25 protein-coding genes and 3 tRNA genes are annotated in these 25,725 nt (G+C 58.4%); 5 read left to right on the forward strand and 23 right to left on the reverse strand.

What is annotated here, in order from left to right; genetic code table 11:
* Positions 1–5: 5 nt before the first annotated feature.
* The 15 genes from O8B93_RS13275 to O8B93_RS13345 form a co-directional block, all read right to left on the reverse strand.
* On the reverse strand, positions 6–620 hold the full coding sequence (locus O8B93_RS13275) for an NADH-quinone oxidoreductase subunit J (RefSeq protein ID WP_080809276.1): 615 nt from the start codon (positions 618–620) through the stop codon (positions 6–8).
* A gap of 137 nt (positions 621–757) precedes the next feature.
* Positions 758–1,249 carry an NADH-quinone oxidoreductase subunit NuoI gene (nuoI, locus tag O8B93_RS13280; RefSeq protein ID WP_004441327.1) on the reverse strand — a complete coding sequence of 164 codons (492 nt, stop codon included), beginning with the start codon at positions 1,247–1,249 and terminating at the stop codon, positions 758–760.
* A gap of 36 nt (positions 1,250–1,285) precedes the next feature.
* Positions 1,286–2,332 carry an NADH-quinone oxidoreductase subunit NuoH gene (nuoH, locus tag O8B93_RS13285; RefSeq protein WP_269710451.1) on the reverse strand — a complete coding sequence of 349 codons (1,047 nt, stop codon included), beginning with the start codon at positions 2,330–2,332 and terminating at the stop codon, positions 1,286–1,288.
* A gap of 13 nt (positions 2,333–2,345) precedes the next feature.
* Positions 2,346–4,427 carry an NADH-quinone oxidoreductase subunit NuoG gene (nuoG, locus tag O8B93_RS13290; protein WP_269710452.1) on the reverse strand — a complete coding sequence of 694 codons (2,082 nt, stop codon included), beginning with the start codon at positions 4,425–4,427 and terminating at the stop codon, positions 2,346–2,348.
* Positions 4,428–4,576: 149 nt separating this feature from the next.
* Positions 4,577–5,881: an NADH-quinone oxidoreductase subunit NuoF gene (gene nuoF, locus O8B93_RS13295; protein ID WP_020012329.1), complete on the reverse strand. Its 1,305-nt coding sequence runs from the start codon at positions 5,879–5,881 to the stop codon at positions 4,577–4,579.
* A 10-nt stretch (positions 5,882–5,891) separates the two neighbouring features.
* Positions 5,892–6,998, reverse strand: a complete 1,107-nt coding sequence (locus O8B93_RS13300) for an NADH-quinone oxidoreductase subunit E (RefSeq protein ID WP_269710453.1) — start codon at positions 6,996–6,998, stop codon at positions 5,892–5,894.
* 16 nt (positions 6,999–7,014) lie between these two features.
* A complete protein-coding gene (locus O8B93_RS13305) occupies positions 7,015–7,275 on the reverse strand; it encodes a hypothetical protein (protein ID WP_003521522.1) in 261 nt (86 codons plus the stop codon).
* Positions 7,275–8,465 carry an NADH-quinone oxidoreductase subunit D gene (locus tag O8B93_RS13310; protein ID WP_020012326.1) on the reverse strand — a complete coding sequence of 397 codons (1,191 nt, stop codon included), beginning with the start codon at positions 8,463–8,465 and terminating at the stop codon, positions 7,275–7,277. The genes O8B93_RS13305 and O8B93_RS13310 overlap by 1 nt, the downstream gene beginning before the upstream one ends.
* A gap of 1 nt (position 8,466) precedes the next feature.
* Positions 8,467–8,895: a GFA family protein gene (locus O8B93_RS13315; RefSeq protein WP_269698065.1), complete on the reverse strand. Its 429-nt coding sequence runs from the start codon at positions 8,893–8,895 to the stop codon at positions 8,467–8,469.
* Positions 8,892–9,494, reverse strand: a complete 603-nt coding sequence (locus O8B93_RS13320) for an NADH-quinone oxidoreductase subunit C (protein ID WP_269710454.1) — start codon at positions 9,492–9,494, stop codon at positions 8,892–8,894. Before O8B93_RS13320 ends, O8B93_RS13315 begins: the two co-directional genes overlap by 4 nt.
* A gap of 21 nt (positions 9,495–9,515) precedes the next feature.
* Positions 9,516–10,100 (reverse strand): NuoB/complex I 20 kDa subunit family protein, encoded by a 585-nt coding sequence (locus O8B93_RS13325; protein ID WP_003512655.1) that lies wholly within the window; start codon positions 10,098–10,100, stop codon positions 9,516–9,518.
* Positions 10,091–10,456: an NADH-quinone oxidoreductase subunit A gene (locus O8B93_RS13330; protein ID WP_269710455.1), complete on the reverse strand. Its 366-nt coding sequence runs from the start codon at positions 10,454–10,456 to the stop codon at positions 10,091–10,093. Before O8B93_RS13330 ends, O8B93_RS13325 begins: the two co-directional genes overlap by 10 nt.
* A gap of 436 nt (positions 10,457–10,892) precedes the next feature.
* Positions 10,893–10,969: transfer RNA gene (locus tag O8B93_RS13335), tRNA-Asp, on the reverse strand.
* Positions 10,970–11,010: 41 nt separating this feature from the next.
* Positions 11,011–11,087 (reverse strand) — tRNA-Asp (locus tag O8B93_RS13340).
* 87 nt (positions 11,088–11,174) lie between these two features.
* Positions 11,175–11,306, reverse strand: a complete 132-nt coding sequence (locus O8B93_RS13345) for a hypothetical protein (RefSeq protein WP_269710456.1) — start codon at positions 11,304–11,306, stop codon at positions 11,175–11,177.
* Positions 11,307–11,532: 226 nt separating this feature from the next.
* Here O8B93_RS13345 and O8B93_RS13350 point away from each other — a divergent pair.
* A tRNA-Val gene (locus O8B93_RS13350) sits at positions 11,533–11,608 on the forward strand.
* A 323-nt stretch (positions 11,609–11,931) separates the two neighbouring features.
* On the forward strand, positions 11,932–12,069 hold the full coding sequence (locus O8B93_RS13355; RefSeq protein WP_269710457.1) for a hypothetical protein: 138 nt from the start codon (positions 11,932–11,934) through the stop codon (positions 12,067–12,069).
* Between the two features lie 207 nt (positions 12,070–12,276).
* Here the strand turns inward: O8B93_RS13355 and O8B93_RS13360 are convergent, their stop codons facing one another.
* The 5 genes from O8B93_RS13360 to clpP all read right to left on the reverse strand — a co-directional run bounded on the left by O8B93_RS13360 (position 12,277) and on the right by clpP (position 20,423).
* Positions 12,277–14,475, reverse strand: coding sequence for an esterase-like activity of phytase family protein (locus O8B93_RS13360; RefSeq protein ID WP_269710458.1), 2,199 nt, complete (start codon positions 14,473–14,475; stop codon positions 12,277–12,279).
* 348 nt (positions 14,476–14,823) lie between these two features.
* On the reverse strand, positions 14,824–15,099 hold the full coding sequence (gene hupB, locus O8B93_RS13365) for a DNA-binding protein HupB (RefSeq protein WP_006312721.1): 276 nt from the start codon (positions 15,097–15,099) through the stop codon (positions 14,824–14,826).
* A gap of 290 nt (positions 15,100–15,389) precedes the next feature.
* On the reverse strand, positions 15,390–17,807 hold the full coding sequence (gene lon / locus O8B93_RS13370) for an endopeptidase La (protein ID WP_269710459.1): 2,418 nt from the start codon (positions 17,805–17,807) through the stop codon (positions 15,390–15,392).
* Positions 17,808–18,221: 414 nt separating this feature from the next.
* Positions 18,222–19,499: an ATP-dependent Clp protease ATP-binding subunit ClpX gene (gene clpX / locus O8B93_RS13375; protein ID WP_003521528.1), complete on the reverse strand. Its 1,278-nt coding sequence runs from the start codon at positions 19,497–19,499 to the stop codon at positions 18,222–18,224.
* A 291-nt stretch (positions 19,500–19,790) separates the two neighbouring features.
* The gene (gene clpP / locus O8B93_RS13380) at positions 19,791–20,423 is read right to left on the reverse strand and encodes an ATP-dependent Clp endopeptidase proteolytic subunit ClpP (RefSeq protein WP_003496491.1); all 633 of its coding nucleotides are present in this window, start codon (positions 20,421–20,423) and stop codon (positions 19,791–19,793) included.
* Between the two features lie 451 nt (positions 20,424–20,874).
* Here clpP and O8B93_RS13385 point away from each other — a divergent pair, with 451 nt between their 5' ends.
* Both O8B93_RS13385 and O8B93_RS13390 read left to right on the forward strand, forming a co-directional pair.
* The gene (locus tag O8B93_RS13385; RefSeq protein ID WP_269710460.1) at positions 20,875–22,122 is read left to right on the forward strand and encodes a GGDEF domain-containing protein; all 1,248 of its coding nucleotides are present in this window, start codon (positions 20,875–20,877) and stop codon (positions 22,120–22,122) included.
* An 88-nt stretch (positions 22,123–22,210) separates the two neighbouring features.
* Positions 22,211–23,458 carry a cytochrome P450 gene (locus O8B93_RS13390; protein ID WP_269710461.1) on the forward strand — a complete coding sequence of 416 codons (1,248 nt, stop codon included), beginning with the start codon at positions 22,211–22,213 and terminating at the stop codon, positions 23,456–23,458.
* 56 nt (positions 23,459–23,514) lie between these two features.
* On the opposite strand, the gene O8B93_RS13395 is transcribed toward O8B93_RS13390, so the two are convergent.
* From O8B93_RS13395 to O8B93_RS13405, 3 genes are all read right to left on the reverse strand, one after another.
* Positions 23,515–23,856: a cupin domain-containing protein gene (locus O8B93_RS13395; protein WP_269710462.1), complete on the reverse strand. Its 342-nt coding sequence runs from the start codon at positions 23,854–23,856 to the stop codon at positions 23,515–23,517.
* Between the two features lie 174 nt (positions 23,857–24,030).
* Positions 24,031–24,546, reverse strand: a complete 516-nt coding sequence (locus tag O8B93_RS13400; protein WP_269710463.1) for a hypothetical protein — start codon at positions 24,544–24,546, stop codon at positions 24,031–24,033.
* A gap of 77 nt (positions 24,547–24,623) precedes the next feature.
* Positions 24,624–25,088: a hypothetical protein gene (locus tag O8B93_RS13405; protein ID WP_269710656.1), complete on the reverse strand. Its 465-nt coding sequence runs from the start codon at positions 25,086–25,088 to the stop codon at positions 24,624–24,626.
* 178 nt (positions 25,089–25,266) lie between these two features.
* On the opposite strand from O8B93_RS13405, the gene O8B93_RS13410 reads away from it, so the two are divergent.
* On the forward strand, positions 25,267–25,722 hold the full coding sequence (locus tag O8B93_RS13410; RefSeq protein WP_269710464.1) for a MarR family winged helix-turn-helix transcriptional regulator: 456 nt from the start codon (positions 25,267–25,269) through the stop codon (positions 25,720–25,722).
* The last annotated feature ends 3 nt before the right edge of the window (positions 25,723–25,725 follow it).

The raw sequence follows: 25,725 nt of genomic DNA on the forward strand, positions 1-25,725 counted from the left end.
CGCCTTCAGATGCCCTGGCCCGGCTTGACCTTGACCGTGGTGACGGCGGTCTTCGGGTCGCGGCCGACCTGCGTGGAAATATCCTGCCGCTTGATGTCGGTGCGGTGACGCAGGGTCAGCACGATGGCGCCGATCATGGCCACCAGCAGCACGAGACCGGCCAGCTGGAAGAAGTAGACGTAGTTGGTATAGAGCACATCGCCGAGTGCTGCCGTATTGGTGCGCACGGCCGGCGACGGGATCGGCATGGTGATCGATTTTGCTGCAACCGGGTTCAGGACGCTGCCACCGACCACGACGATCAGTTCAGCCGCCAGAATGACGCCGATCAGCGCACCGACCGGGGCATATTGCAGCACGCCGGAGCGCAATTCGGCAAAATCCACATCCAGCATCATGACGACGAAGAGGAAAAGCACCGCGACCGCGCCGACATAGACCACCAGCAGGATCATGGCGAGGAACTCGGCCCCCGTCAGCAGGAACAGCGCGGCTGCGTTGAAGAAGGTCAAAATCAGGAAGAGCACCGAATGAACAGGGTTCTTCGATGCGATGACCATGAACGCAGACGCCACGGCGACGAAAGCGAATATATAAAAGAATACAGCGTGCAGACCCATCTTGGTGCCTTCTTGTCCTCATCGGGAGAAGATGGCTCGTAGCCCCCTCACCCGTTTCGTCCCCGCCGGCGAAAACCGCGCAGGCATTTTACTTTTTCATCGCTTTCCGGGGTCTCCCCCGGAAAGACGGTTGCACCTTAACGGTAAGGTGCATCCAGTGCGAGGTTGCGCGCGATTTCACGCTCCCAGCGGTCGCCATTGTCGAGAAGCTTCTGCTTGTCGAAATAAAGCTCCTCGCGGGTTTCCGTCGCGAATTCGAAGTTCGGGCCTTCGACGATGGCATCCACCGGGCAGGCTTCCTGGCAGAAACCGCAATAGATGCACTTCACCATGTCGATATCGTAACGCACCGTGCGTCGGGTGCCGTCATTGCGGCGCGGGCCGGCTTCGATGGTGATCGCCTGAGCGGGACAGATCGCTTCACACAGCTTACAGGCGATGCAGCGTTCTTCACCGTTCGGATAACGGCGCAGCGCGTGCTCGCCACGGAAGCGCGGAGACACCGGACCCTTTTCGAAAGGATAGTTGATCGTCGCCTTCTGCTTGAAAAAGTGGCGCATGGTCAGGAAGATCGCGCCTACGAATTCCTTCAGGAACAGCGAGTTGACGGCTTGGGAGAGGCTTGCCATCTCAGTCTCCAGATTTCTGAGCGAGGAGTACGGACATCAACCGGCCCACCCCGTCAGCTTCAATACGAATGCAACCATAACGACCATGGCGAGCGACAGCGGCAGGAACACCTTCCAGCCGAGACGCATGAGCTGGTCATAACGGTAACGCGGAACGAAAGCCTTGGTGAGCGCTATCATGAAGAAGACCATGCAGCCCTTCAACGCGAACCAGACGATACCCGGAACCCAGTTCAGGAACCACACATCCACGATCGGCAGCCAGCCGCCAAGGAACAGGATCGTCGTCAGGCAGCAGATCAGGACGATCGCAGCGTATTCGCCAAGCATGAACATCATGTAAGGCGTCGAGCCATATTCGACCATGTGACCGGCGACCAGTTCCGATTCCGCTTCCGGAAGGTCGAAGGGCGGACGGTTGGTTTCGGCAAGGCCGGAAATGAAGAACACGATGAACATCGGGAACAGCGACAGCCAGTGCCAGTCAAGGAACGAGGCCGGCAGACCCATCATGGTGCCGAGACCGGTGCGCTGGGCAAGAACGATGTCCGTCAGGTTCAGCGAGCCCACGCAGAGCAGAACGGTAACGATGACCAGACCGATCGACACTTCGTAGGACACCATCTGCGCGGCCGAACGCAGCGCGCCGAGGAACGGGTACTTCGAGTTCGAAGCCCAGCCGCCCATGATGATGCCGTACACTTCAAGCGACGAAATCGCGAAGATGTAGAGAATGCCGACATTGATATTGGCGACGACCCAGCCATCCGCAAACGGAATGACGGCATAGGTGGCGAGCGCCAGCGTCACGGCAACCAGCGGCGCCAAGAGGAAGACCGCCTTGTTGGCGCCGGCCGGAATGACGGGCTCCTTCAGGATGAACTTCAAGAGGTCGGCGAAGGACTGGAAGAGACCGAAGGGACCAACGACGTTCGGACCACGGCGCAGCTGCACGGCTGCCCAGACCTTGCGGTCGGCAAGCAGCAGGAAGGCGATGGCCACCAGAAGGCAAACGAGAAGCAGCAGGGACTGGCCGACCATGATCAGCGCGGGCCAGACGTAGCTCCAGAAAAACTGTTCCATAAATCCCCTACCCTTACTCTGCCGCAGCCTGGAAATTGTTGCGGGCCAATGCGGAGCACTCGGCCATGACGGCGGATGCGCGCGCAATCGGGTTCGTCAAATAAAAGTCTTTTACAGTCGAGGCAAACGCCGACTTGGTGAGTGAGCCGGTTTTACCAGCCAGCGCTTCGATATCCGTGGCCTTGCCGGCAACGATCTCGTCGGTTTCCGCCAGATGCGGATGCGCGACATAAAGCTGGCCGCGCAGGGCAGACAGCGAATCGAACGGCAGCTTCTTGCCGAGCACGTCGGACAGCGCGCGCAGGATCGCCCAGTCTTCACGGGCTTCGCCCGGTGCGAAACCGGCGCGGTTGCCCACCTGCACACGGCCTTCGGTGTTGACCCAGATACCGGATTTTTCGGTATAGGCCGCACCCGGAAGGATGACGTCGGCGTTCATCGCGCCCTGATCGCCATGGCTGCCGATATAGACGGTGAACTTTGCGCCCTTGTTCGACAGGTCGAGTTCATCGGCACCCAGTAGGAAGAGAACATCCATGGAGGCGACCATGTCGGCTGCGGCGACACCGCCCTCGCCCGGCACAAAGCCGATATCGAGACCGCCAACGCGGGCCGCGGCAGTGTGCAGCACCGAGAAGCCATTCCACTCTTCGCTGACAGCGCCAACCGAAACGGCAAGCTTGGCAGCAGCCGCGAGAACCGCTGCGCCGTCGGCACGTGCCAGAGCGCCCTGACCGATGATGATCAGCGGGTTCTTGGCGGACTTCAGCTTGTCAACGAAGCTGTGCGAACCATTGGCCAGATCGGAGAGCGTTTCAGCACCCGAGCCGAGATATTCGTAATTGTAGCGCAGCTCACCTGCCTCACCGATCACACCGATCGGGAAACCGCCGCGACGCCAGCGCTTGCGGATGCGGGCGTTGAGGACAGCCGCTTCGAAACGCGGGTTAGCGCCAACGATCAGCAGTGCGTCCGCCTGCTCGATGCCTTCAATGGTGGAATTGAAGATGTAGCTGGCGCGACCCAAAGACGAATCAAGCGCTGCGCCATCCTGACGGCAATCGACATTGGCCGAACCGAGCGACGCCAGAAGCGACTTCAGCGCGAACATTTCTTCAACGGAAGACAGATCGCCGGCGATCGCGCCGATCTTGTTGCCGGATGTTGCGGCAACAGCCTGCTTGATCGCACCGAAGGCTTCGCCCCAGGTGGCGGGCTGCAGACGGCCATCCTTGCGGACGTAAGGCCGGTCAAGGCGCTGCGTCTTCAGGCCGTCCCAGATGAAGCGGCTCTTGTCAGAAATCCACTCTTCGTTAATCGCCTCGTTGACACGCGGCATGACGCGCATGACTTCGCGGCCACGGGTATCGACGCGGATGGCCGAACCGAGCGCGTCCATCACGTCGATGGTTTCGGTCTTGTTCAGCTCCCACGGACGGGCGGTGAAGGCGAAAGGCTTGGAGGTGAGCGCGCCGACCGGGCAAAGATCAACAACGTTGCCCTGCAGCTCCGAGGTCATGGCCTGCTCGAGATAGGTGGTGATTTCGGCATCTTCGCCGCGGCCGATAAGGCCCAGTTCGGCGATACCGGCAACTTCCGTGGTGAAACGGACGCAGCGCGTGCAGTGGATGCAACGGTTCATGACCGTCTTGACGAGCGGTCCGATATATTTGTCTTCAACCGCACGCTTGTTTTCCGCATAACGCGAACCGGCGATACCGAAGGCCATGGCCTGGTCCTGCAGGTCGCATTCGCCGCCCTGGTCGCAGATCGGGCAATCCAGCGGGTGGTTGATGAGCAGGAATTCCATCACGCCTTCGCGGGCCTTCTTGACCATCGGCGTATTGGTGAAAACCTCAGGCAATTCGCCGTTCGGGCCGCCGCGAACATCGCGCACGCCCATGGCGCAGGAGGCGGCGGGCTTGGGCGGTCCGCCCTTCACCTCGATGAGACACATGCGGCAGTTACCCGCGACCGACAAGCGCTCATGAAAACAAAAGCGCGGAACTTCGGCACCAGCCTCCTCGCACGCCTGCAACAGCGTGAAATGATCCGGAACCTCGATCTCTTTACCGTCAACCTTGAGCTTTGCCATGGTCCTACTTACGTCCTGTTGCCTGTTCGTCCCATGTCTCACACGGTCCGCAACAAATCCTTAATCACGCCCGGCACTCGTATCGTCTGCCAGACGCTTCATGGTGTCGCGAGGCCGGAAAATTCCGGCTCCGCCTGAAGCCTCAATGCTTATTCAGCGGCTTCCAGAACAGCGCCATCATCCATGGCCCTGTAGGTATATTGGTCGATGCGCTTTTCGATTTCCGGACGGAAATTGCGGATCAGCGCCTGTACCGGCCATGCGGCGGCGTCGCCGAGCGCACAGATGGTATGGCCTTCGATCTGCTTGGTCACTTCAAACAGCATGTCGATTTCGCGCTTCTGCGCGTTACCCTTGACCATGCGCTCCAGCACGCGCCACATCCAGCCGGTGCCTTCGCGGCACGGCGTGCACTGGCCGCAGCTTTCATGCTTGAAGAAAGCCGCGATGCGGGCAATCGCCTTGATGACGTCGGTGGACTTGTCCATGACGATCATGCCGCCGGTGCCGAAGGAAGACTTCACTTCGCGCATGCCATCGAAGTCCATGATGGCGTCCTTCATGTCCTCACCGCGCACGATGGGGCAGGATGCGCCGCCGGGGATGACGCCGAGCAGATTGTCCCAGCCGCCGCGAATGCCACCGCAATGGTGTTCGATCAGTTCACGGAAGGACAGGCCCAGCGCATCTTCGAAGGTGCATGGACGCTCGACATGGCCTGACACCATGAACAGCTTGGTGCCGACATTGTTCGGACGGCCGATAGACGAGAACCAGGCAGCGCCACGGCGCAGGATGGTCGGCGCAACGGCGATCGATTCAACGTTGTTGACGGTCGTCGGGCAGCCGTAAAGACCCATATTGGCCGGGAACGGGGGCTTGAGGCGCGGCTGGCCCTTCTTGCCTTCAAGGCTTTCGAGCAGAGCCGTCTCTTCGCCGCAGATATAGGCACCCGCGCCGTGATGGACGTAGATGTCGAAATCCCAGCCGTTCTTGTTGTTCTTGCCGAGCAGGCCGGCATCGTAGCACTCGTCGATGGCCGCCTGAAGCGCTTCACGCTCGCGCATATATTCGCCGCGCACGTAGATATAGGCGGTATGCGCGCCCATGGCGAAACCGGCGATCACGCAGCCTTCGATCAGCGTATGCGGATCGTTGCGCAGGATTTCGCGGTCCTTGCAGGTGCCGGGTTCGGATTCGTCGGCGTTAACGACGAGATAATGCGGACGGCCGTCATTTTCCTTCGGCATGAAGGACCATTTGAGACCTGTCGGGAAGCCAGCGCCACCGCGACCGCGAAGGCCGGAAGCCTTCATCTCGTTGATGATCCAGTCACGGCCCTTTTCGATGATCTGCTTGGTGCCATCCCAATGGCCGCGCGCTCTCACGCCCTTCAGGGACTTGTCCTTGAGGCCGTAGAGATTGGTAAAGATGCGATCCTGATCTTTTAACATGCTTCACCTCTTACCGCGGCTTCTTGCCGAAGACCCTGATATACTCGGCTTCGCCACCCTTGGCGAGCGCCTCGGCCTGCTTGATCCACTCGTCGCGTTCGATGCGGCCCTTGAAATTCAGATAACCGTCGACCCAGTCGCATTCGGCCTTCTTCCAGCCGGCGACCTGCGCAAAGGTGAAGATGCCGAGCTCGTGCAGCGTGCCTTCGATCTTCGGACCAACGCCGGAAATGAGCTTCAGGTCGTCAGGCGTCGCCGGGCGTTCGATGCCGGCCGGACGATCCTTGGAATCGAGCGACGGCTTTGCCGCCGCAGCCGTTCCGGAAGCTTCCTTTTCGACGGTCTTTACATTGGCTTCCGCAGCCTTCGGCTCATTGGCCGGCGTCTTCAGCTTCGGATCGGTTTCCGGCGCGTCCGTCTTCGGCTTGGCGGCATTGGACGGCGGAACCGGTGCGGCATCCGCAGGCACTTCGGCCGGCTTGTCGAGATTGGAACGGTCCGGCTTGATCTCTTCCGTCAGCGTCGTCAGCCCGCCGACTGGAACCGACTCGTGACGGTCGATCTGCGGGCCGGTCTTGACCGTGTCGCCCTTGCCCGCCTCGAACGTGTCGATGATTTCTTCCAGGCGCTCGGGCGTCAGGTCCTCATAGGCATCCTTGAAGATGATGACCATCGGCGCGTTGACGCAGGCGCCCTGACATTCCACTTCTTCCCAAGACAGCGTGCCGCTCTCATTGGTGTGCAGCGGATCGTGGTGGATCTTCTTGCGGCAGACATCCATCAGTGCTTCGGAACCGCGCAGCATGCAGGGCGTGGTGCCGCAGACCTGAACGTGGGCGCGCGTGCCGACCGGCTTCAGCTGGAACTGGGTATAGAAGGTCGCCACTTCCATGACGCGGATATAGGCCATATCCAGCATGTCGGCGATCTTTTCGATGGCGGCGCGGGTAACCCAGCCGTCCTGCTCCTGCGCACGCATGAGCAGCGGGATGACCGCCGATTGCTGGCGTCCCTCGGGATATTTCTTGATCGTCTTTTCCGCCCATGCGGTATTATCCGCGTTAAAGGCAAACGCCACGGGCTGGAACTGATCTTCGGCTAGTCGACGAACGGACATACTTCCTCACGCCTTTTCAGTTTAACGTCTCACAACGCGATCTCGCCACCGTGACGAATTCGCAGGCGTAAGCCGCCTTGTCTTTTTGCATGAACACAATGAACTTGCTGCCATTGGGAACCGAGGCCTTGATCTCGTATCCCGACGACAGAAGCTGCTTGATGGTCGAAGAGCCGCCGCTCGACAGCGATATGCCGCCCTCGTCCGTCGCCGTCTGGGCGAGAGCGGGGGCAGACATCGCAGCGAGAAAAGCCGGTATGGCCAGCGGCAGACGCATCAGCGGTCGACCTCCCCGAACACGATGTCGAGGGAGCCGAGTACGGCTGTAACGTCAGCAAGCTGATGGCCCTTGCACAGGAAATCCATAGCCTGCAGGTGTGCGTAACCCGGAGCGCGGATTTTGCAACGGTAGGGCTTGTTCGAACCGTCTGCGACCACGTAAACGCCGAACTCGCCCTTCGGCGCTTCGACGGCGGCGTAAACTTCGCCGGCCGGAACGTGATAACCTTCGGTGTAGAGCTTGAAGTGGTGGATCAGCGCTTCCATCGAACGCTTCATCTCGCCACGCTTCGGCGGAACCACCTTGCCATCGAGCGAGGAGACCGGGCCGATGCGGTGCTTGCCGGAGAGAAGATCGACGCACTGCTTCATGATCTTCACAGATTCGCGCATTTCCTGCATGCGGATCAGGTAACGATCATAGCAGTCGCCATTCTTGCCGACGGGAATGTCGAATTCGAGATCGGAATAGCACTCATAAGGCTGCGAACGACGCAGATCCCAGGCGGCACCCGAACCGCGAACCATGACGCCGGTGAAACCCCAGGCGAAGGCATCTTCCAGCGAGACGACGCCGATATCGACGTTACGCTGCTTGTAGATGCGGTTGTCGGTCAGAAGACCTTCGATATTGTCGAGAACGGTGAGGAACGGGTCGCACCACTTGCCGATATCATCGACCAGTTCCGGCGGCAGGTCCTGATGCACGCCGCCCGGACGAACATAAGCCGAGTGCATGCGGGCGCCACAGGCGCGCTCATAGAACACCATCAGCTTTTCGCGTTCTTCGAAGCCCCAGACCGGCGGCGTCATCGCGCCTACGTCCATGGCCTGCGTCGTCACGTTCATGATGTGCGACAGGATGCGGCCGATTTCCGAGTAAAGCACGCGGATCAGCTGGCCGCGCATCGGGATTTCGAGGCCCAGCAGCTTTTCGACGGCGAGCGCGAAAGCATGTTCCTGGTTCATCGGCGCGACATAATCGAGACGATCAAAGTAAGGAACTGCCTGCAGATAGGTCTTCGTCTCGATCAGCTTTTCGGTGCCGCGATGCAGAAGACCGATATGCGGATCGACACGCTCGACGATTTCGCCGTCCAGTTCCAGAACCAGACGCAGCACGCCGTGCGCGGACGGGTGTTCCGGACCGAAGTTGATCGTGAAATTGCGGACGTTATGCTCAGTCATTCTAGTGCTCCGCCGAGGTGATCATGGCGATGAATTCGGGGCCAGTCATGTTCTGCGTGGTCTCAGCGAACGAATAGCTCGAAGGCTTTTCATCCGTAAAAATCTGCGACGCGAACGTGAAACTGGAAGGGTTGTCGAAAGCCTGCAGCGACACGGCCAGATGTTGGCCATCCTTGGAACGCCACATCAAGGTGCTGCCGCAATTCGTGCAGAAGCAACGCTCGCCCCATTCCGAGGAGGAAAAGACGCCAAGCTGTTCTTCGTTTTCAAAGGAAACGCCGGTGCATTCGACAGCCATGAACGCACCGCCGGACCAGCGGCGGCACATGGAGCAATGGCAAACGCCGAATTCGCGGGCGCCAATGCCGGCATTAAAGCCAACGGCGCCGCAAAGACATTGTCCATGCTCTGTCGCGGGGGCTTGGCTCATTGCTTAGCCTTTTCGTCACCCGGAAGAACATATTCGGTTCCTTCCCAAGGGGAAAGGAAGTCGAAGTTACGGAATTCCTGCTTCAGTTCGACCGGTTCATAAAGAACCCGCTTCAGAACGTCATCGTAACGCACTTCCACAAAGCCGGTAACCGGAAAATCCTTGCGCAGCGGATGGCCTTCGAAACCGTAATCCGTGAGGATGCGGCGCAGGTCCTTATGGCCTTCGAAAGGAATGCCATACATGTCCCAGGCTTCGCGCTCGAACCATTCCGCACCCATGTAAACGGGTGTCGATGACGGCACGCCCTCGTCTTCCGCCACCTGCAGCTTGACGCGCACGCGCAGGTTCTGGCGTGGCGACAGGAGATGGTAGACGACATCGAAACGCTTCTCGCGCTGCGGCCAATCAACGCCGCAAATATCGATGATGTTAACGAAACCGCACTGCACGTCGTCGCGCAGGAAGGTCAAAAGCGCAATCACGCTTTCAGTAGTCGTGTTCAGCGTCAGCTCGCCATAGGCGATATCGGCAGATACCACGAGGGAACCACGCGCTTCCTTAACGTAAGCAGCAAGATCGTTGAGAGCTTCGCTCATTCTTAAATCCGTCCTTTGCCCTTAGCGCTCGATAGTACCGGTACGCCGGATCTTCTTCTGCAGCAGAAGCACGCCGTAAAGCAGCGCCTCAGCCGTGGGGGGACAGCCCGGGACATAGATATCAACAGGCACGACGCGGTCGCAGCCGCGCACCACGGCGTAGGAATAATGGTAATAACCGCCGCCATTGGCGCAGGAGCCCATGGAAATGACGTAACGCGGCTCAGGCATCTGGTCATAGACCTTACGCAGAGCGGGCGCCATCTTGTTGGTCAGTGTGCCAGCAACGATCATGACGTCCGACTGGCGCGGTGAGGCGCGCGGGGCGACACCGAAGCGCTCCATGTCATAACGCGGACCGGACGCCTGCATCAGGCCCTCAACGGCGCAGCAGGCAAGACCGAACTGCATCCACATCAGCGATCCGGTACGCGCCCAGGTGATCAGCTCGTCGGTCGAGGTGACGAGAAAGCCCTTGTCGGCCAGCTCGTCGTTGATTTCCGTGAAGTAGGCGTCGTTGCTGCCAACCGGCTTGCCGGTTGCGGGATCGATGATCCCCTTCGGCTGCGGCGCGACGAGCGTGCTGTTGTTCTGGCTCATGCCCATTCCAGCGCTCCCTTTTTCCACTCATAGATAAAGCCGATGGTGAGGACGCCAAGGAACACCATCATCGACCAGAAACCGAACCAGCCCATCTCGCCGAAAGACACCGCCCAGGGAAACAGGAAGGCGACTTCCAGATCGAAGATGATGAACAGGATCGACACAAGATAAAATCGGATATCGAACTTCATGCGGGCGTCGTCGAAGGCATTGAAACCGCACTCGAAAGCGGAAAGCTTTTCCGGGTCCGGCGCCTTGTAAGCGACAGCAAACGGCGCAATGAGAAGCGCCAGGCCAATGACAAGAGCGATACCGATGAATATTGCGATCGGAATGTAGGAACTGAGGAGTTCAGTCATGGTCTCTTCCTTGCCCGGCCGGGTGCCGGACCTGCCTTTGCGACTGATAAGTCTCAAGGCGCACAAATATGTTGCAACGCCAAAGTGGTTAGCGCAGCCGCGCCCTCTCTGCAAGAGTTTAGGCACCATTTCAAGACACCTGCCGCATTGATTGGCAACAATATTGCCCGAATTGACGCAAATTTGGGCCACAATTCCGACCTAAGCCCCTCAAATACAATAATAATCGATTGAAGGACGCAACCGCAAAAAAGTCACACGAATTTTACATCGAAATGGCGGCGAAGTGACGGTTTTCGGAGATCGAAACTTGACTAAACAACACAGGAAAAATCGCGCATAAAAAGGCTGGAATCAGCCACCGGAAACACCAGCGCCGAAGTGGGCACTCAAGGCGTTTTTTTCGTTTTTGGAGAGGCATTTCAGGAGAGAGAAATGGCGCGAGTGACGGGGCTCGAACCCGCGACCTCCGGCGTGACAGGCCGGCACTCTAACCGACTGAGCTACACCCGCGCTCCACAGACATTTGTCTGCGTATTTTCCGAGGAACAGGATGGCGCGAGTGACGGGGCTCGAACCCGCGACCTCCGGCGTGACAGGCCGGCACTCTAACCAACTGAGCTACACCCGCTTATCCTGACGGCAGGAACTTGTCCCGCCGTACGAACCAGCCTCGGCTGTTCGTTGAGCGGCTAACTACGGCGTTCGTGCGGGGGTGTCAAGCGGGTTTCACGACAAAAGAATAAGCTTCCTCATTTTGATCGGGAAAAATCGGAAGGCCTTTAAGTGCGATCGCCGCAAAGGCCATGTTTTCCGGGCTTTTCCCAACAAAAACAAAAAACTTGTCCACAGCCGCAGGCCACCATGGCGGCTTTTCTATAAAGCTGTCAGTGCATCACCCGGGCCCGATTTTGCCAAAAAGCCCGCAGTTCCCGGCTTTTTGCCCCTCGCCTTTCGCACCCGAAAAACTTGTCCGGAAAAAAAACAAAAAAACTTCACAAAAGCTCTTGCGGTTTTTTTCCGATCCGAATACATCACGGCCACCGACGCGGCGGACATGATCCGCAAGACGCGAAGGGCGATTAGCTCAGTTGGTAGAGCGCCTCGTTTACACCGAGGATGTCGGGAGTTCGAGTCTCTCATCGCCCACCATTTTCCTAAAATCTCCCAATATACCTTCTCCAAGCCGATTGCTTCGCGGGTCGTGAAGCGCTTTGTCCTTAATTTCCCGCACGGGAATCAGACAGTCCTGCCCCCGATTTTACGCTAAAGGACCGGATTCGTAGTCCGAAACAACGACAATCGCTTTTTCCCGCCTCTCATCTATTCCAAATCGGGACTTCTGTTCCGGTTTCCGACAACTGGGCCGAATCTCTGTTCCACTCCGTAACATACCGAAAAATAAGCAGATTCAGACTTTTTAAAGAGATTTCGGGCATTGTTTACGTACCGTTTCATGATGAACGGCTGAACTGATGGATGAAACCATGTCGATCGACGCGTTTGTAACTCTCGCGCTTATTGCGCTGCCTGTTTATATTTTTTTCCGCTGGGTCCAGCAGGACTCAGAAAAACAAGATACTCCCAAAAGTCCGAAGTCCATGGGGCGCTGATCTGTCAGGATCGGTCCGCGGCATTTTAACGGATCGCACCTGGACGAAATTCACCACGAGTCGATACTGAAAGAGCAACGCCGATGTTGCGGCTTGCCTCATGACGCATCGTTCAAGAGCGGCGATAGCCCTTGTGGGGCTCCCTTCGCCAAACAAAAAAGCCGGGCATTGCCCGGCTTTTCTCATTTGCAACGCCATTCAGCGCGATCAGTTGATCGCCTTCAGATTGACGGTGAAGAACAGCGTCTCGCCGGAAGAATCGTCCACACCGTCATTGTCGGTCACGGCATAGGCCGTTCCCGCCTTGTCAAAGGTGAAGCCTTCCAACTTGTCGACGACGTAGCCGTTAGTCTGAGCCTTGAGATCGGGCAGGAAATCATGCGCTTCCTGCTTGGCCACCAGCGGCAGCTCACCACCGATCTTGCCGGGCTTCAGGTCGGCGATCGCGACGCGATAGAGCTTCTTGATCTTGGCCTTGTCACCAATCTGGTTGTCGCGTTCGACGATATAGACATTATCGCCCTGCGCGGTGATTTCGGAAAGGCCGACCCAGCCGGCTTCGGTCTTGTCGAGCGGGTAACGCACGGCGCCCCACTCCTTGGACTTCGGATTATAGGAGACAAGCTTGACGAAGCCCTTCTCATCCGTGCCCCATTCGCGCTGTACGGCCATCCACAGCGTGGCATCATCGCCCTTGCCGACCATGGTCACGCCTTCGAAACCGAAGCGGGTGTCACCGGCGAGTAGTTCCTTCGGCAGTGCGATCTCGGCCTTGATCTCGCCCTTGGCGTTGACGTTGTAGAGCGCGTGCGGAACGAGCTTGGCGCTATCGCCTTCCGAGGCCAGCCAGAAGCCGCCCTTGCCGTCGAGCGTGATGCCTTCGATATCGAGCTTCTGGGCAGCGATGCCGTCACGCTTGACGCGCAGCACGCTGGTGATGGTGGCGGGCTTCTTCGTAGCGTCGATGGTGTAGATCGACGGCTGGTTGCCATAGACCGAGTCGGACACGGCGTAGAGAATGCCGGGCTTTTCGGCATCGCCAACCAAGCCCGAAAGAGCACCCCAGCCGATCGGCGCACCATCGACGGTGGCGGAGACGAGCTGCGGATAGGCCGCCTGGCCTTCCGCACGTTCATAGAGCATGACATGCGAGCGAGCACCGCCACCCTCGACCAGATCGGCCTCGTTAGCCGTGACGAGAAGGTTGCGCGAGGGAATGGCAACAGCACCTTCCGGCGAAATGCCCGAAGGCAGGAGCTGCGTCAGCTGCGGCTCTGCGCCGGTATCCTTGTAGACGGCAACGACCGAGGCGCGCTCGGCAAGAACGAAGAAGTACTTCTGGCCATCGAAGGTTGCTGCCTCCAGACCTTCAGGCTCGATGCCCTTCGCCTTGGAGCGCTTTTCCGGATAGTGGCCGATGGCCGCAACCGCGTGCTCGAGCGAAGCACCGGCTTCATAAAGAAGCTTGCCGGTCTTGTCGAAAATGGTGAAGCCGCGCGAACCGCCCTGCCAGTCGCCCTCATTGGCGATGACGATACGATCATTGTCCAGCCACTTCACCGCATCCGGCTCGCGCTTGCGGCCTTCCTGCTTGTCGGTGAACTTCAGCTGGCCATCGGTCTTGGTGTCGATGCCTTCCAGATTGACGGTGCCGGCGGAGAAATGGGTCTTCACCGTGCCGGTCTTGCCGTCGATGATGACGATATGGTTGTTCTCCTGCAGCGTGAGCGCAATCTCGCCATTGGCATTGATCGAGACGAATTCCGGCTCCGGATCCTCAGGGGAAATTTCAGCGAGACCGGTAACATCGATCTTCTTCAGGGTCGCGCAATCGGCCACGCCGTCCTTCAGGCCGACCGTCACCAGATAACCGGCCGGCATCTGCGGCAATGCGCCTTCGTTCACCTCTTCATCGCGTTCGTTTTCGATCGCGATGGCGGCAAAGGTCCTGTCCGGGGAAACGGCAACGGAATCAGGCTGGCCACCGAGATCACAGCTCGCTTCGATCTTTTTGGTGGCGATATCGACCGTCACCAGCTTGCCGGAGGGGTTGGCACGATTTTCCGACGTGTTGACGCCGGCCAGAACCTTCGCACCTGCAACGGCAACCGAGGTCGGCTCGCCCTGCAGCAGCAATGCGCCGCCGGCCTTCGGAGCCTTTGCGTCGGTGATGTCGATGAAGCCGATGCCACCAAGCGGGCTGTCGGAATAGATCAGCGTCTTGCCATCTTCGCTGGCAGTGACGATTTCAGCCGAGGTGACGGACTTGGCGTCCTTGTCCGCAGGCAGGTTTTTCGCTACCGGGAAAGACGCAATGCGGTTGAAAACCGGCTCGGCAGCGGCCGGGAAGGCAGCGGATGTGAGCAGTGCCGCAGTCAAAGCCATATGAGAAAATCGGAACGCCATTTTAATCCCCCTTGGGTCCAGAAATACCCCATGGCTTCTGCGTCAAAGACGTGACACTGGCATGACATTTCATGGCGGTGGAATCAAAAAGCCCGGCCATGGAGGCCGGGCTTTCGTGTTTATGCGCACATTCCGGGTTTCGAAACGCCGTGTCTCCGGATGGAAGCTACACAGGCGTACCTCGAGACTTTCAATCCACACCCTACGGGGTGAAACCGGGCCGCCCGAAAGAGCTTTCGGAGGCCGCCACTTCACGCCTGATGATGGCATGAGCGCGTCACAACATGTTTCCTCGTGAACCTGAAAAGCCGCCTGCCCGCCGCCGGGCATTGCGGCTTTCCGGAAACCTTACGAGTTGACTGCGTCCTTCAGGCCCTTGCCTGCGGAAAACTTCGGCACGTTGCGAGCCGGGATATCGACTTCAGCACCCGTGGAAGGGTTACGGCCCTTGGAGGCTTCACGACGGCTTACGGAGAAGCTGCCGAAGCCGGCGAGACGGATGTCGCCACCGTTCTTCAGTTCGCCCTGTACGGTTTCGAATACGGCATCAACAGCGGAAGCAGCATCTGCCTTCGTGAGACCAGCCTTTTCGGCAACAGCAGAGACGAGCTCGTTCTTGTTCATGTTTCCACCCCTTTCAATGGTTTGAAACGACTAAAATTAAGCCGGCGCAGAATACATTCGCATCCGCGCACAGCAACTCAAAAGCGCTGGAATCGCCTGAAAAACAAGGGGTCTGCGATTTTTTTCACAAAAAAGGCCGACATTTCTGCCGGCCTTCCACATATTCGTGCCAATTTGGCATCAGTTGCGCGGAGCTGGGCACCGCACATGCGCTCAGACACCTAACGCATTGATTCTATGCACTGCCCGTCGCGAAAGGCGATTCCCGCCCCCCGCGACGACGCGCACCATCAATGCGCGATCGTCTGGTTGCCGTCGTCGACACCTTCGACCGTTGCAATAACAGGCGTCTCGATGCTGCCATCCCACTCGATGGGTTCCGGCTGGCGAATGAGGGCGTGCTTGATGACCTCGCCCATGCGCGACACCGGAATGATTTCCATCTCGTTCTTCACATTATCCGGAATCTCCGCCAGATCCTTGGCGTTTTCTTCCGGGATAAGCACCTTCTTGATGCCGCCGCGCAGAGCCGCAAGCAGCTTTTCCTTCAGGCCGCCGATCGGCAGAACGCGACCACGAAGCGTGATCTCGCCCGTCATCGCCACATCCTTGGAGACCGGAATACCGGTCATGATGGAGACGATAGCGGTTGCCATGGCAACACCGGCAGACGGTCCGTCCTTCGGGGTTGCACCTTCGGGAACGTGAACGTGGATGTCGCTCTTGTCGAAGCGCGGCGGTTCGATGCCGAAGTCCACGGCGCGCGAGCGGACATAGGATGCCGCCGCGGAAATGGATTCCTTCATCACTTCCTTGAGGTTGCCGGTGACCGTCATGCGGCCCTTGCCCGGCATCATCACGCCTTCGATGGTGAGCAGCTCACCGCCGACTTCCGTCCAGGCCAGACCGGTGACGACACCAACCTGATCCTCGCGCTCGGCCTCGCCGTGGCGGAACCGCGGAACGCCGAGATAATCCTCGATGTTTGCAGCCGTGACCGCAACAGACGTGGATTTGCCCTTGATGATCTCGGTCACCGCCTTGCGGGCAAGCTTCATCAATTCGCGTTCAAAGTTGCGAACACCGGCTTCCCGTGTGTACTGCTGGCTGATGGCCATCAGGGCATCGTCGCTGACCGAGAACTCTTCCGGACGCAGGGCATGTTCCTTGATCGCCTTCGGCAACAGGTGACGCTTGGCGATTTCGCGCTTTTCGTCTTCCGTGTAACCGGCAATGCGGATCACTTCCATACGGTCCATCAGCGGACCCGGAATGTTCAACGTGTTGGCCGTGGTCACGAACATCACGTCGGACAGGTCGTATTCCACTTCAAGGTAGTGGTCCATGAAGGTGGAGTTCTGTTCCGGATCAAGGACCTCAAGCAGTGCGGACGACGGATCGCCACGGAAATCCATGCCCATCTTGTCGATTTCATCGAGCAGGAAGAGCGGGTTCGCCTTCTTGGCCTTCTTCATCGACTGGACGATCTTGCCCGGCATGGAGCCGATATAGGTGCGGCGGTGACCGCGGATTTCCGCCTCGTCACGCACGCCACCCAGCGCCATACGCACATATTCGCGGCCGGTCGCCTTGGCGATCGACTTGGCGAGCGAGGTCTTGCCGACGCCGGGAGGACCGACGAGGCACAGGATCGGGCCGCGGATCTTGGTCGCGCGCGCCTGTACCGCCAGGTACTCGACGATGCGTTCCTTGACCTTGTCCAGACCGAAGTGATCCTGATCGAGGATCGTCTCGGCGGCATTGAGATCGGTCTTGATCTTCGACTTCTTGCCCCAGGGCAGACCAAGCAGCCAGTCCAGATAGTTGCGCACGACGGTCGCTTCCGCGGACATCGGGCTCATCTGGCGAAGCTTCTTCATTTCCGCGTCGGCCTTGTCCCTCGCTTCCTTGGAAAGCTTGGTCTTGGCGATGCGCTCTTCCAGCTCGGCCATCTCGTCACGGCCATCCTCGCCGTCACCGAGTTCCTTCTGGATCGCCTTCATCTGCTCGTTCAGATAATATTCGCGCTGGGTCTTCTCCATCTGGCGCTTGACGCGCGAGCGGATGCGCTTTTCGACCTGAAGCACGGAAATTTCGCCTTCCATGAAGCCGAGCGCTTTTTCAAGCCGCTGCTTCACGCTGACGGTTTCGAGCATTTCCTGCTTTTCGGTGATCTTGATCGACAGGTGCGAAGCGACCGTATCGGCCAGCTTCGAATAATCGTCGATCTGGCCGGCAGCGCCGACAACCTCGGGCGAAATCTTCTTGTTGAGCTTCACATAGCTCTCGAATTCCGAAACGACCGAACGCGACAGCGCCTCGATCTCGACCGGATCTTCAGCGGGTTCCTGCAGCGGCGTCGCGGAGGCTTCGTAGAAATCCTCTCGGTCGGTATAGCTGTCGATCTGGGCGCGGCCTTTGCCTTCCACCAGCACCTTCACGGTGCCATCGGGAAGCTTCAGAAGCTGCAGCACATTGGCGACCGTGCCAACCTTGTGGATAGCCTCGGGAGCCGGATCGTCATCGCTGGCGTTGATCTGGGTGACAAGCATGATCTGCTTGTCCGAGCCCATGACTTCCTCGAGCGCACGAATGGATTTTTCCCGCCCGACGAACAGGGGAACGATCATATGCGGGAAAACGACAATGTCGCGCAGGGGAAGTACCGGATAGGTACCGCCAGATGCCGCAGACGTGATGTTCGTCATATCATTTCCTTTCCTGGTCCCTTTCGGGACACCTTGCCGGACATCTTGGGGGCATCCGGCACATTCATTTCTCGAGACTGAAAGTGGAGTTTCGAAACCCCGATTTCAAGTCACCGGAAGAGACGGTCCCGCGCACCGGCAGAACCGTGAAATTCAACAAAACCCAGCGCCGGCTATTACTCCCGACATTTCCGGTTATCCCCAAGGGTCGGGAACCGGGTCGCCGACGGTAATTCACATTTCCGTCATATCGCGCTGCAAATCAGTTGTAAGACTTTATCAGCAAAGCGCAATCCGCTCCAAACGCAAAATCAGGCTTCGCCAAGTTAGGCGCAAGTTTCGACGCAACACACAACGGAAAAGGCCCGCACGGATGCGGGCCTTCTGATTTCATCACAGTACTGGACCAGCTTATCAGGCCGAAACGTTGGTCTTTTCTTCCTGACGATCCGCATAGATATAGAGCGGACGGGCCACACCGCTGACGACGTCGTTGGAGATGACAACTTCGCGAACACCTTCCAGGGTCGGCAGTTCGAACATGGTATCCAGCAGGATCTTTTCCATGATCGAGCGCAGGCCGCGGGCACCGGTCTTACGGGTGATCGCCTTGCGGGCAATCTCGCGCAGCGCGTCCTCGTGGAAGGTCAGTTCCACATCTTCCATCTCGAACAGGCGCTGATACTGCTTGACGAGCGCGTTCTTCGGCTCGGACAGAATCTGGATCAGCGCATCTTCATCAAGGTCTTCCAGCGTTGCCAGAACGGGCAGACGGCCGATGAATTCCGGGATGAGACCGAACTTCACCAGATCTTCCGGCTCCAGCTCGCGCAGCACCTCGCCCACACGGCGATCGTCTTCCGCCTTGACGGTCGCACCGAAGCCGATCGAGGTCTTTTCACCACGGGCCGAGATGATCTTGTCGAGGCCGGCGAATGCGCCGCCGCAGATGAACAGGATGTTGGTCGTATCCACCTGCAGGAATTCCTGCTGCGGATGCTTGCGGCCGCCCTGCGGCGGAACGGAGGCGACCGTGCCTTCCATGATCTTCAGAAGCGCCTGCTGGACGCCCTCGCCCGACACGTCGCGCGTGATGGACGGATTGTCCGACTTGCGGGAAATCTTGTCGACTTCGTCGATATAGACGATGCCGCGCTGGGCGCGCTCGACATTATAATCCGCAGCCTGCAACAGCTTCAGGATGATGTTTTCCACGTCCTCGCCGACATAACCGGCTTCGGTCAGCGTCGTTGCGTCCGCCATGGTGAAGGGAACGTCGATGATGCGGGCGAGCGTCTGGGCAAGATAGGTCTTGCCGCAACCCGTCGGACCGACGAGCATGATGTTCGACTTCGCAAGCTCGACATCGCCGTTCTTGGAGGCATGCGCGAGGCGCTTGTAATGGTTGTGAACGGCCACAGACAGGATTTTCTTCGCCTGCTTCTGACCGATGACATATTCGTCGAGAATCTTGATGATGTCCTGCGGGGTGGGAACACCCTCGCGCGACTTCACCATCGACGTCTTGTTCTCCTCGCGGATGATGTCCATGCACAATTCGACGCATTCATCGCAGATGAATACTGTCGGTCCGGCAATGAGTTTCCGGACTTCGTGCTGGCTCTTGCCGCAGAATGAACAATAGAGTGTATTCTTAGAGTCGCCGCCGTTGCTGCCGCTGACTTTGCTCATATCTCTTTCCTTCCAGCACGCCGCAGGTCCGCCAAACGGATCGCGGTCAACTTACCGCCCGCAGATACGACAGCCCTTGGGGTGCATCGCCGTATCCGCCTCGTTTCCCGGGGTACTAACCGGTATCAGATACATGAGCTGACCACCGGCTGCAACGAATTCCCCATCAAACAAGGCTACGTCATAAAAACTCAACATAGCCTTTATATATACTAATATCGCTTTCTGTTGCGGTTGAAAGCCCCGAAATTACTTTTGCGGGGTCAAACAAACGTTAGAAAGCGGCGCGCCTCAATTCGCGGCGGCGCCTTCCATTTCCTGGCGCGAGGTCAGGATCTTGTCGATCACACCCCAGTCCTTCGCCTCGTCTGCATCCATGAAGTGGTCGCGATCAAGGGTTTTTTCAACCTCTTCGAGCGTGCGGCCGGTGTGCTTCACGTAGACTTCATTGAGGCGACGCTTCATCTTGATGATGTCGCGGGCATGACGCTCGATATCCGATGCCTGGCCCTGGAAGCCGCCGGAAGGCTGGTGCACCATGATGCGGGCGTTCGGGGTTGCGAAACGCATTCCCTTTTCGCCAGCAGCCAGAAGCAGCGAGCCCATGGATGCGGCCTGACCGACGCAGAGCGTCGAAACCGCGGGGCGGATGAACTGCATCGTATCGTAGATCGCCATGCCGGCGGTCACGACACCACCCGGCGAATTGATGTAGAGCGCGATTTCCTTCTTCGGGTTCTCAGCCTCGAGGAAAAGGAGCTGCGCGCAGACGAGCGACGCCATCTGGTCTTCCACCGGTCCGGTGAGGAAAATGATGCGTTCCTTGAGAAGACGGGAAAATATGTCGTAGGAGCGTTCGCCGCGATTGGTCTGCTCTACGACCATCGGCACCAGAGCCATGGCGGTATCAACTGGATTTTTCATGTCCGTCCTTTGTCAACTCTGCCCTTCGCGGAAAACCGCTCCGGAATCACTTCTAACCTTCATTCTCCCTACATAGAGTGTCCCTGCCCCGTACTTCAAGACACGAAGCCGCATATCCTTAACGGCTCAACAGCGTTTGCAGGCCTTCGGGGCCGGTCTGGCAAGGGTTTCGAACCGGCCGGGGCCAGCCGGGGCCCTTTCACCTGCCGCCACCATTTTTTTACCATGGCGGGCGACGCCGGCAAAAACTGCCTGCGATGCACAGATATAACTTCTCACCGGCAAGAACTCGTTAGGTATTTGCTGCTGATATTGCCCAGCGAATTTCCGGTTCCCATCGGGGAATGGGCCCTTCCGGGCGAAATGGCAGCTCAACAATTCCAGCGGGCATAACGCACCTCGTGCGAAAGCGCCCGCTTTTACCGCATTATGGCGCAGATAGGATTTTGCAATGCTGGATGCAAAGACGAGCACGCTACTATGGGCGGCGGAGACGTTCACCCTTGCCGTGCTTTTGGGAACGCTGTGGCTGCACCGCCCTTCCCGCCGGCACAATCTCTATTTCGCCGCCGGTTTCCTCGCCACGGGCTTTGGCACCGTCATGGTGGCGTTTCGTGGGGATATTTCCAGTTTCCTGTCCATTCAGGTCGGCAATACGCTGGCGCTTTCCGCCTTCGGCTTCTGGCTCGCGGGCCTGCTCTGTCTGGAGCAGCGCAAACCCGGCGGCTGGATCGCCATTCCGGCCCTTCTATGGGTCGCCGGAATGTTCGTGCCATCAGTGCGTGAAGACATGGTCGCTCGCATCCTGCTTTATCATGCCAGCGCAGCCACGGGATACTTCATGCTCGCCGGCGTGCTTCTTGCCAGCAGGGCGCGCGCGTCACGCAGCCGAAAGGTACTGGCCACGATCCTGATCCTGCAGGCTTTTGCCGGGGCACTCGTCGCTTCCATCGTCATCCCGACCAATGCCGCTATCCCCAACGCCATTCCCATGACGTCGGCGCTCTCCATTTCCGGCATGCTCGGTTTCACGGCCATCATCATGATCAGCGCCAAGATCATCATGGAAGATACGGAGGACCGTCTCCACCGGCTCGCCATGACCGATCATCTGACCGGCGTCCTCAACCGGCGCGGTCTGCTGGAGGAGTTCGACCGCATCAAGAAGCGCTCGCATGGCTCCGACCGCTACGTAGCGCTGGTTCTCTTCGACATCGACCATTTCAAGAAGATCAATGACAGATACGGACATCAGTCCGGCGATGCCGTGCTCGTGCATTTCTGCAATATCGCACAACGGGTGATCGGCGAGCGCGGCCTTTTCGTCCGGATGGGCGGCGAGGAATTTGCGCTGGTGGCCGAAGTCGAGAGCCCTTCCAGCACCGTGGCCCTTGCGGAATCCATCCGTGGCAATCTGCGCCTTTCGAAAATCACTGCACGCAATGAAGCCATCAAGGTGACAACCAGCGTCGGCATATCCGAAGCCCTGATCAAGGATGCAGAGCTGAGCGTGATGATGACCGAGGCCGACCGTGCGCTTTATGCCGCCAAGAAGGCCGGGCGCAACCGGACCGTCATCCACGTAAATTCGGCCAATGTCGTCGTGCCCGCTTCGGACCGCGACGAAAACCCGATGGACAACAATGCCGACCGGCAGGTCGCGGCACTGAACCGGATATCCGCCATCGCCAGCCGGTGAAATGTCACCTTACAGCGACATGTGACGGCGAACGCACTGGTCGTTTCCCGCCCTTCCCAAAGCGCCACACGCGGACTAAACCATCAGCATGACAGCGACATTTCCCTTTCTCAAAATCGATCCCGCCACTCGCCGCGTTTCCCTCAACGCCCGCGATCCGGCCTTCTACAACGATCCGAACCCGGTTTATGCCGCCCTGCACGCGCAATGTCCCACCTTTTACTGGGAAGAGCAGCGACAGTGGTTTTTCACCTGCTATGACCATGTCAGCACCCTGCTGCGCGATCGCCGGTTTGGACGGCAGATCCTGCATGTGGCTACTCGTGAAGAGATCGGCCTGTCGGAGCCGCTTGAGCATGTGAAGCATTTCGACCTGGCCGAGCAGCATTCGCTTCTGGAGCTGGAGCCGCCGGAGCACACGCGGCTGCGCACGCTGATCAACCGCGCCTTCGTTTCGCGGCATGTCGACAAGATGAAGCCGGAAATCGAGGAACTCGCCAACCGCCTGATCGACGCCTTCGAAGCGAATGGCGAGACTGAGCTGCTCTCCTCTTATGCCGACATCATTCCGGTGACGATGATCGCCCGCATGATCGGCATTCCCGAAGAGATGGGGCCGCAGCTTCTCAAATGGTCGCATGCCTATGTCGGCATGTACATGTTCAAGCGCACGCCCGAAGACGAGCTTCTTGCCGACAAGGCGGCGAAGGAATTCTCGGACTATGTGCGCAGCGTGATCGCCGAGCGGCGGGCGGAGCCCAAAGACGATCTGCTGAGCCACATGATCCATACGGAGCACAAGGGCCAATACCTGACAGACGACGAGCTGGTCTCCACGACCATAGTGTTATTGAATGCCGGTCACGAGGCGACGGTGCACCAGATCGGCAATTCGGTGCGCATCATTCTGGAAAGCGGCCTCAACCCCGAGACCCTTTTCCATGACGAGACGGCAACCGAACGCACGGTCGAGGAAACGCTGCGCATCTGCGCGCCGGTCCACATCTTCCAGCGTTGGGTTCTCGAACCGGTCGAGATCGATGGCGTGCAGTTCAAGCGCGGCGACAAGGTCAGCCTCATCCTGGCAGCCGCCAACCTCGATCCGGCGAAATTTTCCGATCCTCTGGCCTTCCTGCCAGATCGGAACGAGGGCGCCAACGTCTCCTTCGGTGCCGGCATCCATTTCTGCATCGGTGCGCCGCTTGCGAGACTGGAGCTCAATCTCGCTTTGCCCCTGCTTTTCAAACGCCTGCCCGGCCTGAAGATTGCCGAGCCGCCCAAGGTGAAGGACGTCTATCATTTCCATGGTCTGGAGCGGCTCGATCTCAGCTGGTGACAGCCATGCCGGGAATGACCTTTTCCCGGCGATGGACACATAAAAGTCATCCGCCCCTACAACCGGATGACATAATCCTTACGCGTCGTTTCCACGACCTCCCAGGTGCCTGTGAAGCCCGGGCGCAGAACCACCCGGTCACCCGGCCTCAGATCGCGCGATGCGCCGCCGTCTTCAGTCAGGATGGAATGGCCTTCGAGAATGCTGAAATATTCCCATTCGTCATAGACCACCCGCCATTTGCCGGGAGTGGACTGCCAGATGCCGGCATAGATGCCGCCGGGAGCCTCTTCGAGATTCCATGTCGTGAATTTGGGATCACCTGATATCAGTCTTTCCGGCGCGGGTGCGCCATGCTCCACTTCGGTGACATCATCAAAAGACAGAAAATTCGCCATGGTATCCCGGTCCGTCAAATGTGGTCGTTACCATAGCTTTGCTCGATTGTGAGCGCTTCGTCAAACGCCTTCAACCCAGAACACAACTTAAAATTGATTTTCAACTCGATGACGATGAATGCTTGCTTGGCATCCCTCGCCCAGACGGGCGGCCGCAGCCGGGAAAGATGCAGTTCACTCCATCTTGGTCCAGCCAAACACCAGCCACTTGTATTTCGACTTCTTGTCGGGTTCGGCGGTGTAGGTCATCTGCATATCGCCGTCCTTCGCATAGATATCGAGCCTCGGCGTGGTATCCAGCTTGAGCCATAAGGAACTCTTGTTAAACGACCACGTCCCGCACCAGACGCATCCGGTGGACGGTGGATCACCAGCTTGATGGAAATTGTAACGTCCGTCCGCCGTGATCTCCAGATAGTCGAAGGCGGAGTAAAAAGTCGTCACCGTTTCTTGGAACAGCGTGGCGTCCGCTTCCTGCTGGGCCGTTGGCGCCGTCTTCATGTCCCGCGGCGGGCGGCTGGTCGCACCGGTGAGCTTCCATTTTCCGACAAAATCCTGCTGCGTCGGGAAATATTCCGCCTCAGCCTGCGCCTTCGGGACCGGAGCAATGCCCGGCACGTCGGCCAAAAGTGCAATTCCGAATGCAAGGAAAAAGCTGACAATTCGAAGCAGTCCGGCTCGGTTTTCCATATGGCACGTCTTTCGTGATGGGGCGCTAGAGCGTCTGTCTTAGGCGGATTCTGCGCTTGAAGCGACTATGTGCAACCTCAATTTCCTGCCAATTTCGCGAGCGCTATGAACAGGAAGAGCGTGGCCAGAAATTCGATCGGAAGCCGCCAGCGGCTCAATCGGACCCATTTCATTGCAGCCTTCGAAGCCGTTTTGGCCTCACCGGCCACTTCCGTCTCAAACCGCAGCGCCATGGGGATGAAATAGGCAAAGGACCAGATTCGTGCCGCAAGATGCACCGCGAGTGCCAGCCATATCCAGATGCGAATGGCGGGGTGAGCCCATGTCAGCCAGACGGCCAGAAGCAACGCCACTTCGAACAGCCCGTGAATGGGACCCCAGAAAAGCTTTCGGTTGATCCCGCCCCTTTCGGGTTGGATCAGCACCGGCTGGGAGGGCCATACCCGGTCAACAAGGAGAGTCTCGTAGATGCCGCCGCCCAGCCCGATGGCGCCAAGAATACCGGCAATCGCGACCGCATAAAAAACCGAGGGTTCGAACATTGTCGTCACTCACCTTTTCCAGAAATCATCGCTGCGATGCTTGCGAGAGCAAGTCGGATCAGCAGGCATTTTCCAACTTTTCGAAGCACATGAACCCAGTAATGAACTTACCACTGGCGAAATCACGCCCGGCCCATTATCTTGATCACTATGATTTCTTAATTATCGAGATACTTTAATGTCAAGAGACATCTCAAATCGACGGTTGACCGACCTGCTTCGCCAAGCCAGCGCGCAATCACTGCTGATCAGCCAGGCTATAGCGTCCAAGGCTCGGTTGAACACCACCGATCTGGAGTGCCTGGACATTCTTCAAATGCAGGGCCAAGCCAGTGCAGGCGGACTTGCGAAAGCAACCGGCCTGACGACCGGAGCGGTGACGGCGCTGCTGGATCGCTTGGAGAAGGCCGGCTTCATAAGACGTTTGCCCGACCCTGCGGATCGCCGTCGCGTGCTGGCAGCACCAGATCCTGAAAAAATGCGTGCGTTGTTTGAGATGTACGCGCCGCTTCAGGAAAGGATGGAGGCGCTCTATCGAGACTATGATGACGAGCAACTGGAACTGATCATCGGCTTTATGAATAAATCCTGCGCCATTTCTCGTGACTTCGTCGGCACGTTGCAGAAGATTTAAGCG

It is taken from the genome of Martinezella rhizogenes (assembly GCF_027460065.1).
Lineage (GTDB): Bacteria > Pseudomonadota > Alphaproteobacteria > Rhizobiales > Rhizobiaceae > Agrobacterium > Agrobacterium rhizogenes_C.

Excerpts from the sequence above, each read along its gene's own strand:
- O8B93_RS13310 (WP_020012326.1), bottom strand. The coding sequence starts at position 8,465 with ATGACTGAGCATAACGTCCGCAATTTCACGATCAACTTCGGTCCGGAA.
- O8B93_RS13325 (WP_003512655.1), bottom strand. The coding sequence starts at position 10,100 with ATGGGCATGAGCCAGAACAACAGCACGCTCGTCGCGCCGCAGCCGAAG.
- nuoH (WP_269710451.1), bottom strand. The coding sequence starts at position 2,332 with ATGGAACAGTTTTTCTGGAGCTACGTCTGGCCCGCGCTGATCATGGTC.
- O8B93_RS13300 (WP_269710453.1), bottom strand. The coding sequence starts at position 6,998 with ATGTCCGTTCGTCGACTAGCCGAAGATCAGTTCCAGCCCGTGGCGTTT.
- O8B93_RS13305 (WP_003521522.1), bottom strand. The coding sequence starts at position 7,275 with ATGCGTCTGCCGCTGGCCATACCGGCTTTTCTCGCTGCGATGTCTGCC.
- clpX (WP_003521528.1), bottom strand. The coding sequence starts at position 19,499 with ATGAGCAAAGTCAGCGGCAGCAACGGCGGCGACTCTAAGAATACACTC.
- O8B93_RS13330 (WP_269710455.1), bottom strand. The coding sequence starts at position 10,456 with ATGACTGAACTCCTCAGTTCCTACATTCCGATCGCAATATTCATCGGT.
- O8B93_RS13275 (WP_080809276.1), bottom strand. The coding sequence starts at position 620 with ATGGGTCTGCACGCTGTATTCTTTTATATATTCGCTTTCGTCGCCGTG.
- nuoF (WP_020012329.1), bottom strand. The coding sequence starts at position 5,881 with ATGTTAAAAGATCAGGATCGCATCTTTACCAATCTCTACGGCCTCAAG.
- nuoI (WP_004441327.1), bottom strand. The coding sequence starts at position 1,249 with ATGGCAAGCCTCTCCCAAGCCGTCAACTCGCTGTTCCTGAAGGAATTC.
- O8B93_RS13395 (WP_269710462.1), bottom strand. The coding sequence starts at position 23,856 with ATGGCGAATTTTCTGTCTTTTGATGATGTCACCGAAGTGGAGCATGGC.
- O8B93_RS13355 (WP_269710457.1), top strand. The coding sequence starts at position 11,932 with ATGGATGAAACCATGTCGATCGACGCGTTTGTAACTCTCGCGCTTATT.
- O8B93_RS13390 (WP_269710461.1), top strand. The coding sequence starts at position 22,211 with ATGACAGCGACATTTCCCTTTCTCAAAATCGATCCCGCCACTCGCCGC.
- O8B93_RS13385 (WP_269710460.1), top strand. The coding sequence starts at position 20,875 with ATGCTGGATGCAAAGACGAGCACGCTACTATGGGCGGCGGAGACGTTC.
- O8B93_RS13405 (WP_269710656.1), bottom strand. The coding sequence starts at position 25,088 with ATGTTCGAACCCTCGGTTTTTTATGCGGTCGCGATTGCCGGTATTCTT.
- clpP (WP_003496491.1), bottom strand. The coding sequence starts at position 20,423 with ATGAAAAATCCAGTTGATACCGCCATGGCTCTGGTGCCGATGGTCGTA.
- hupB (WP_006312721.1), bottom strand. The coding sequence starts at position 15,099 with ATGAACAAGAACGAGCTCGTCTCTGCTGTTGCCGAAAAGGCTGGTCTC.
- O8B93_RS13410 (WP_269710464.1), top strand. The coding sequence starts at position 25,267 with ATGTCAAGAGACATCTCAAATCGACGGTTGACCGACCTGCTTCGCCAA.
- O8B93_RS13320 (WP_269710454.1), bottom strand. The coding sequence starts at position 9,494 with ATGAGCGAAGCTCTCAACGATCTTGCTGCTTACGTTAAGGAAGCGCGT.
- O8B93_RS13360 (WP_269710458.1), bottom strand. The coding sequence starts at position 14,475 with ATGGCGTTCCGATTTTCTCATATGGCTTTGACTGCGGCACTGCTCACA.
- lon (WP_269710459.1), bottom strand. The coding sequence starts at position 17,807 with ATGACGAACATCACGTCTGCGGCATCTGGCGGTACCTATCCGGTACTT.
- O8B93_RS13315 (WP_269698065.1), bottom strand. The coding sequence starts at position 8,895 with ATGAGCCAAGCCCCCGCGACAGAGCATGGACAATGTCTTTGCGGCGCC.
- nuoG (WP_269710452.1), bottom strand. The coding sequence starts at position 4,427 with ATGGCAAAGCTCAAGGTTGACGGTAAAGAGATCGAGGTTCCGGATCAT.
- O8B93_RS13400 (WP_269710463.1), bottom strand. The coding sequence starts at position 24,546 with ATGGAAAACCGAGCCGGACTGCTTCGAATTGTCAGCTTTTTCCTTGCA.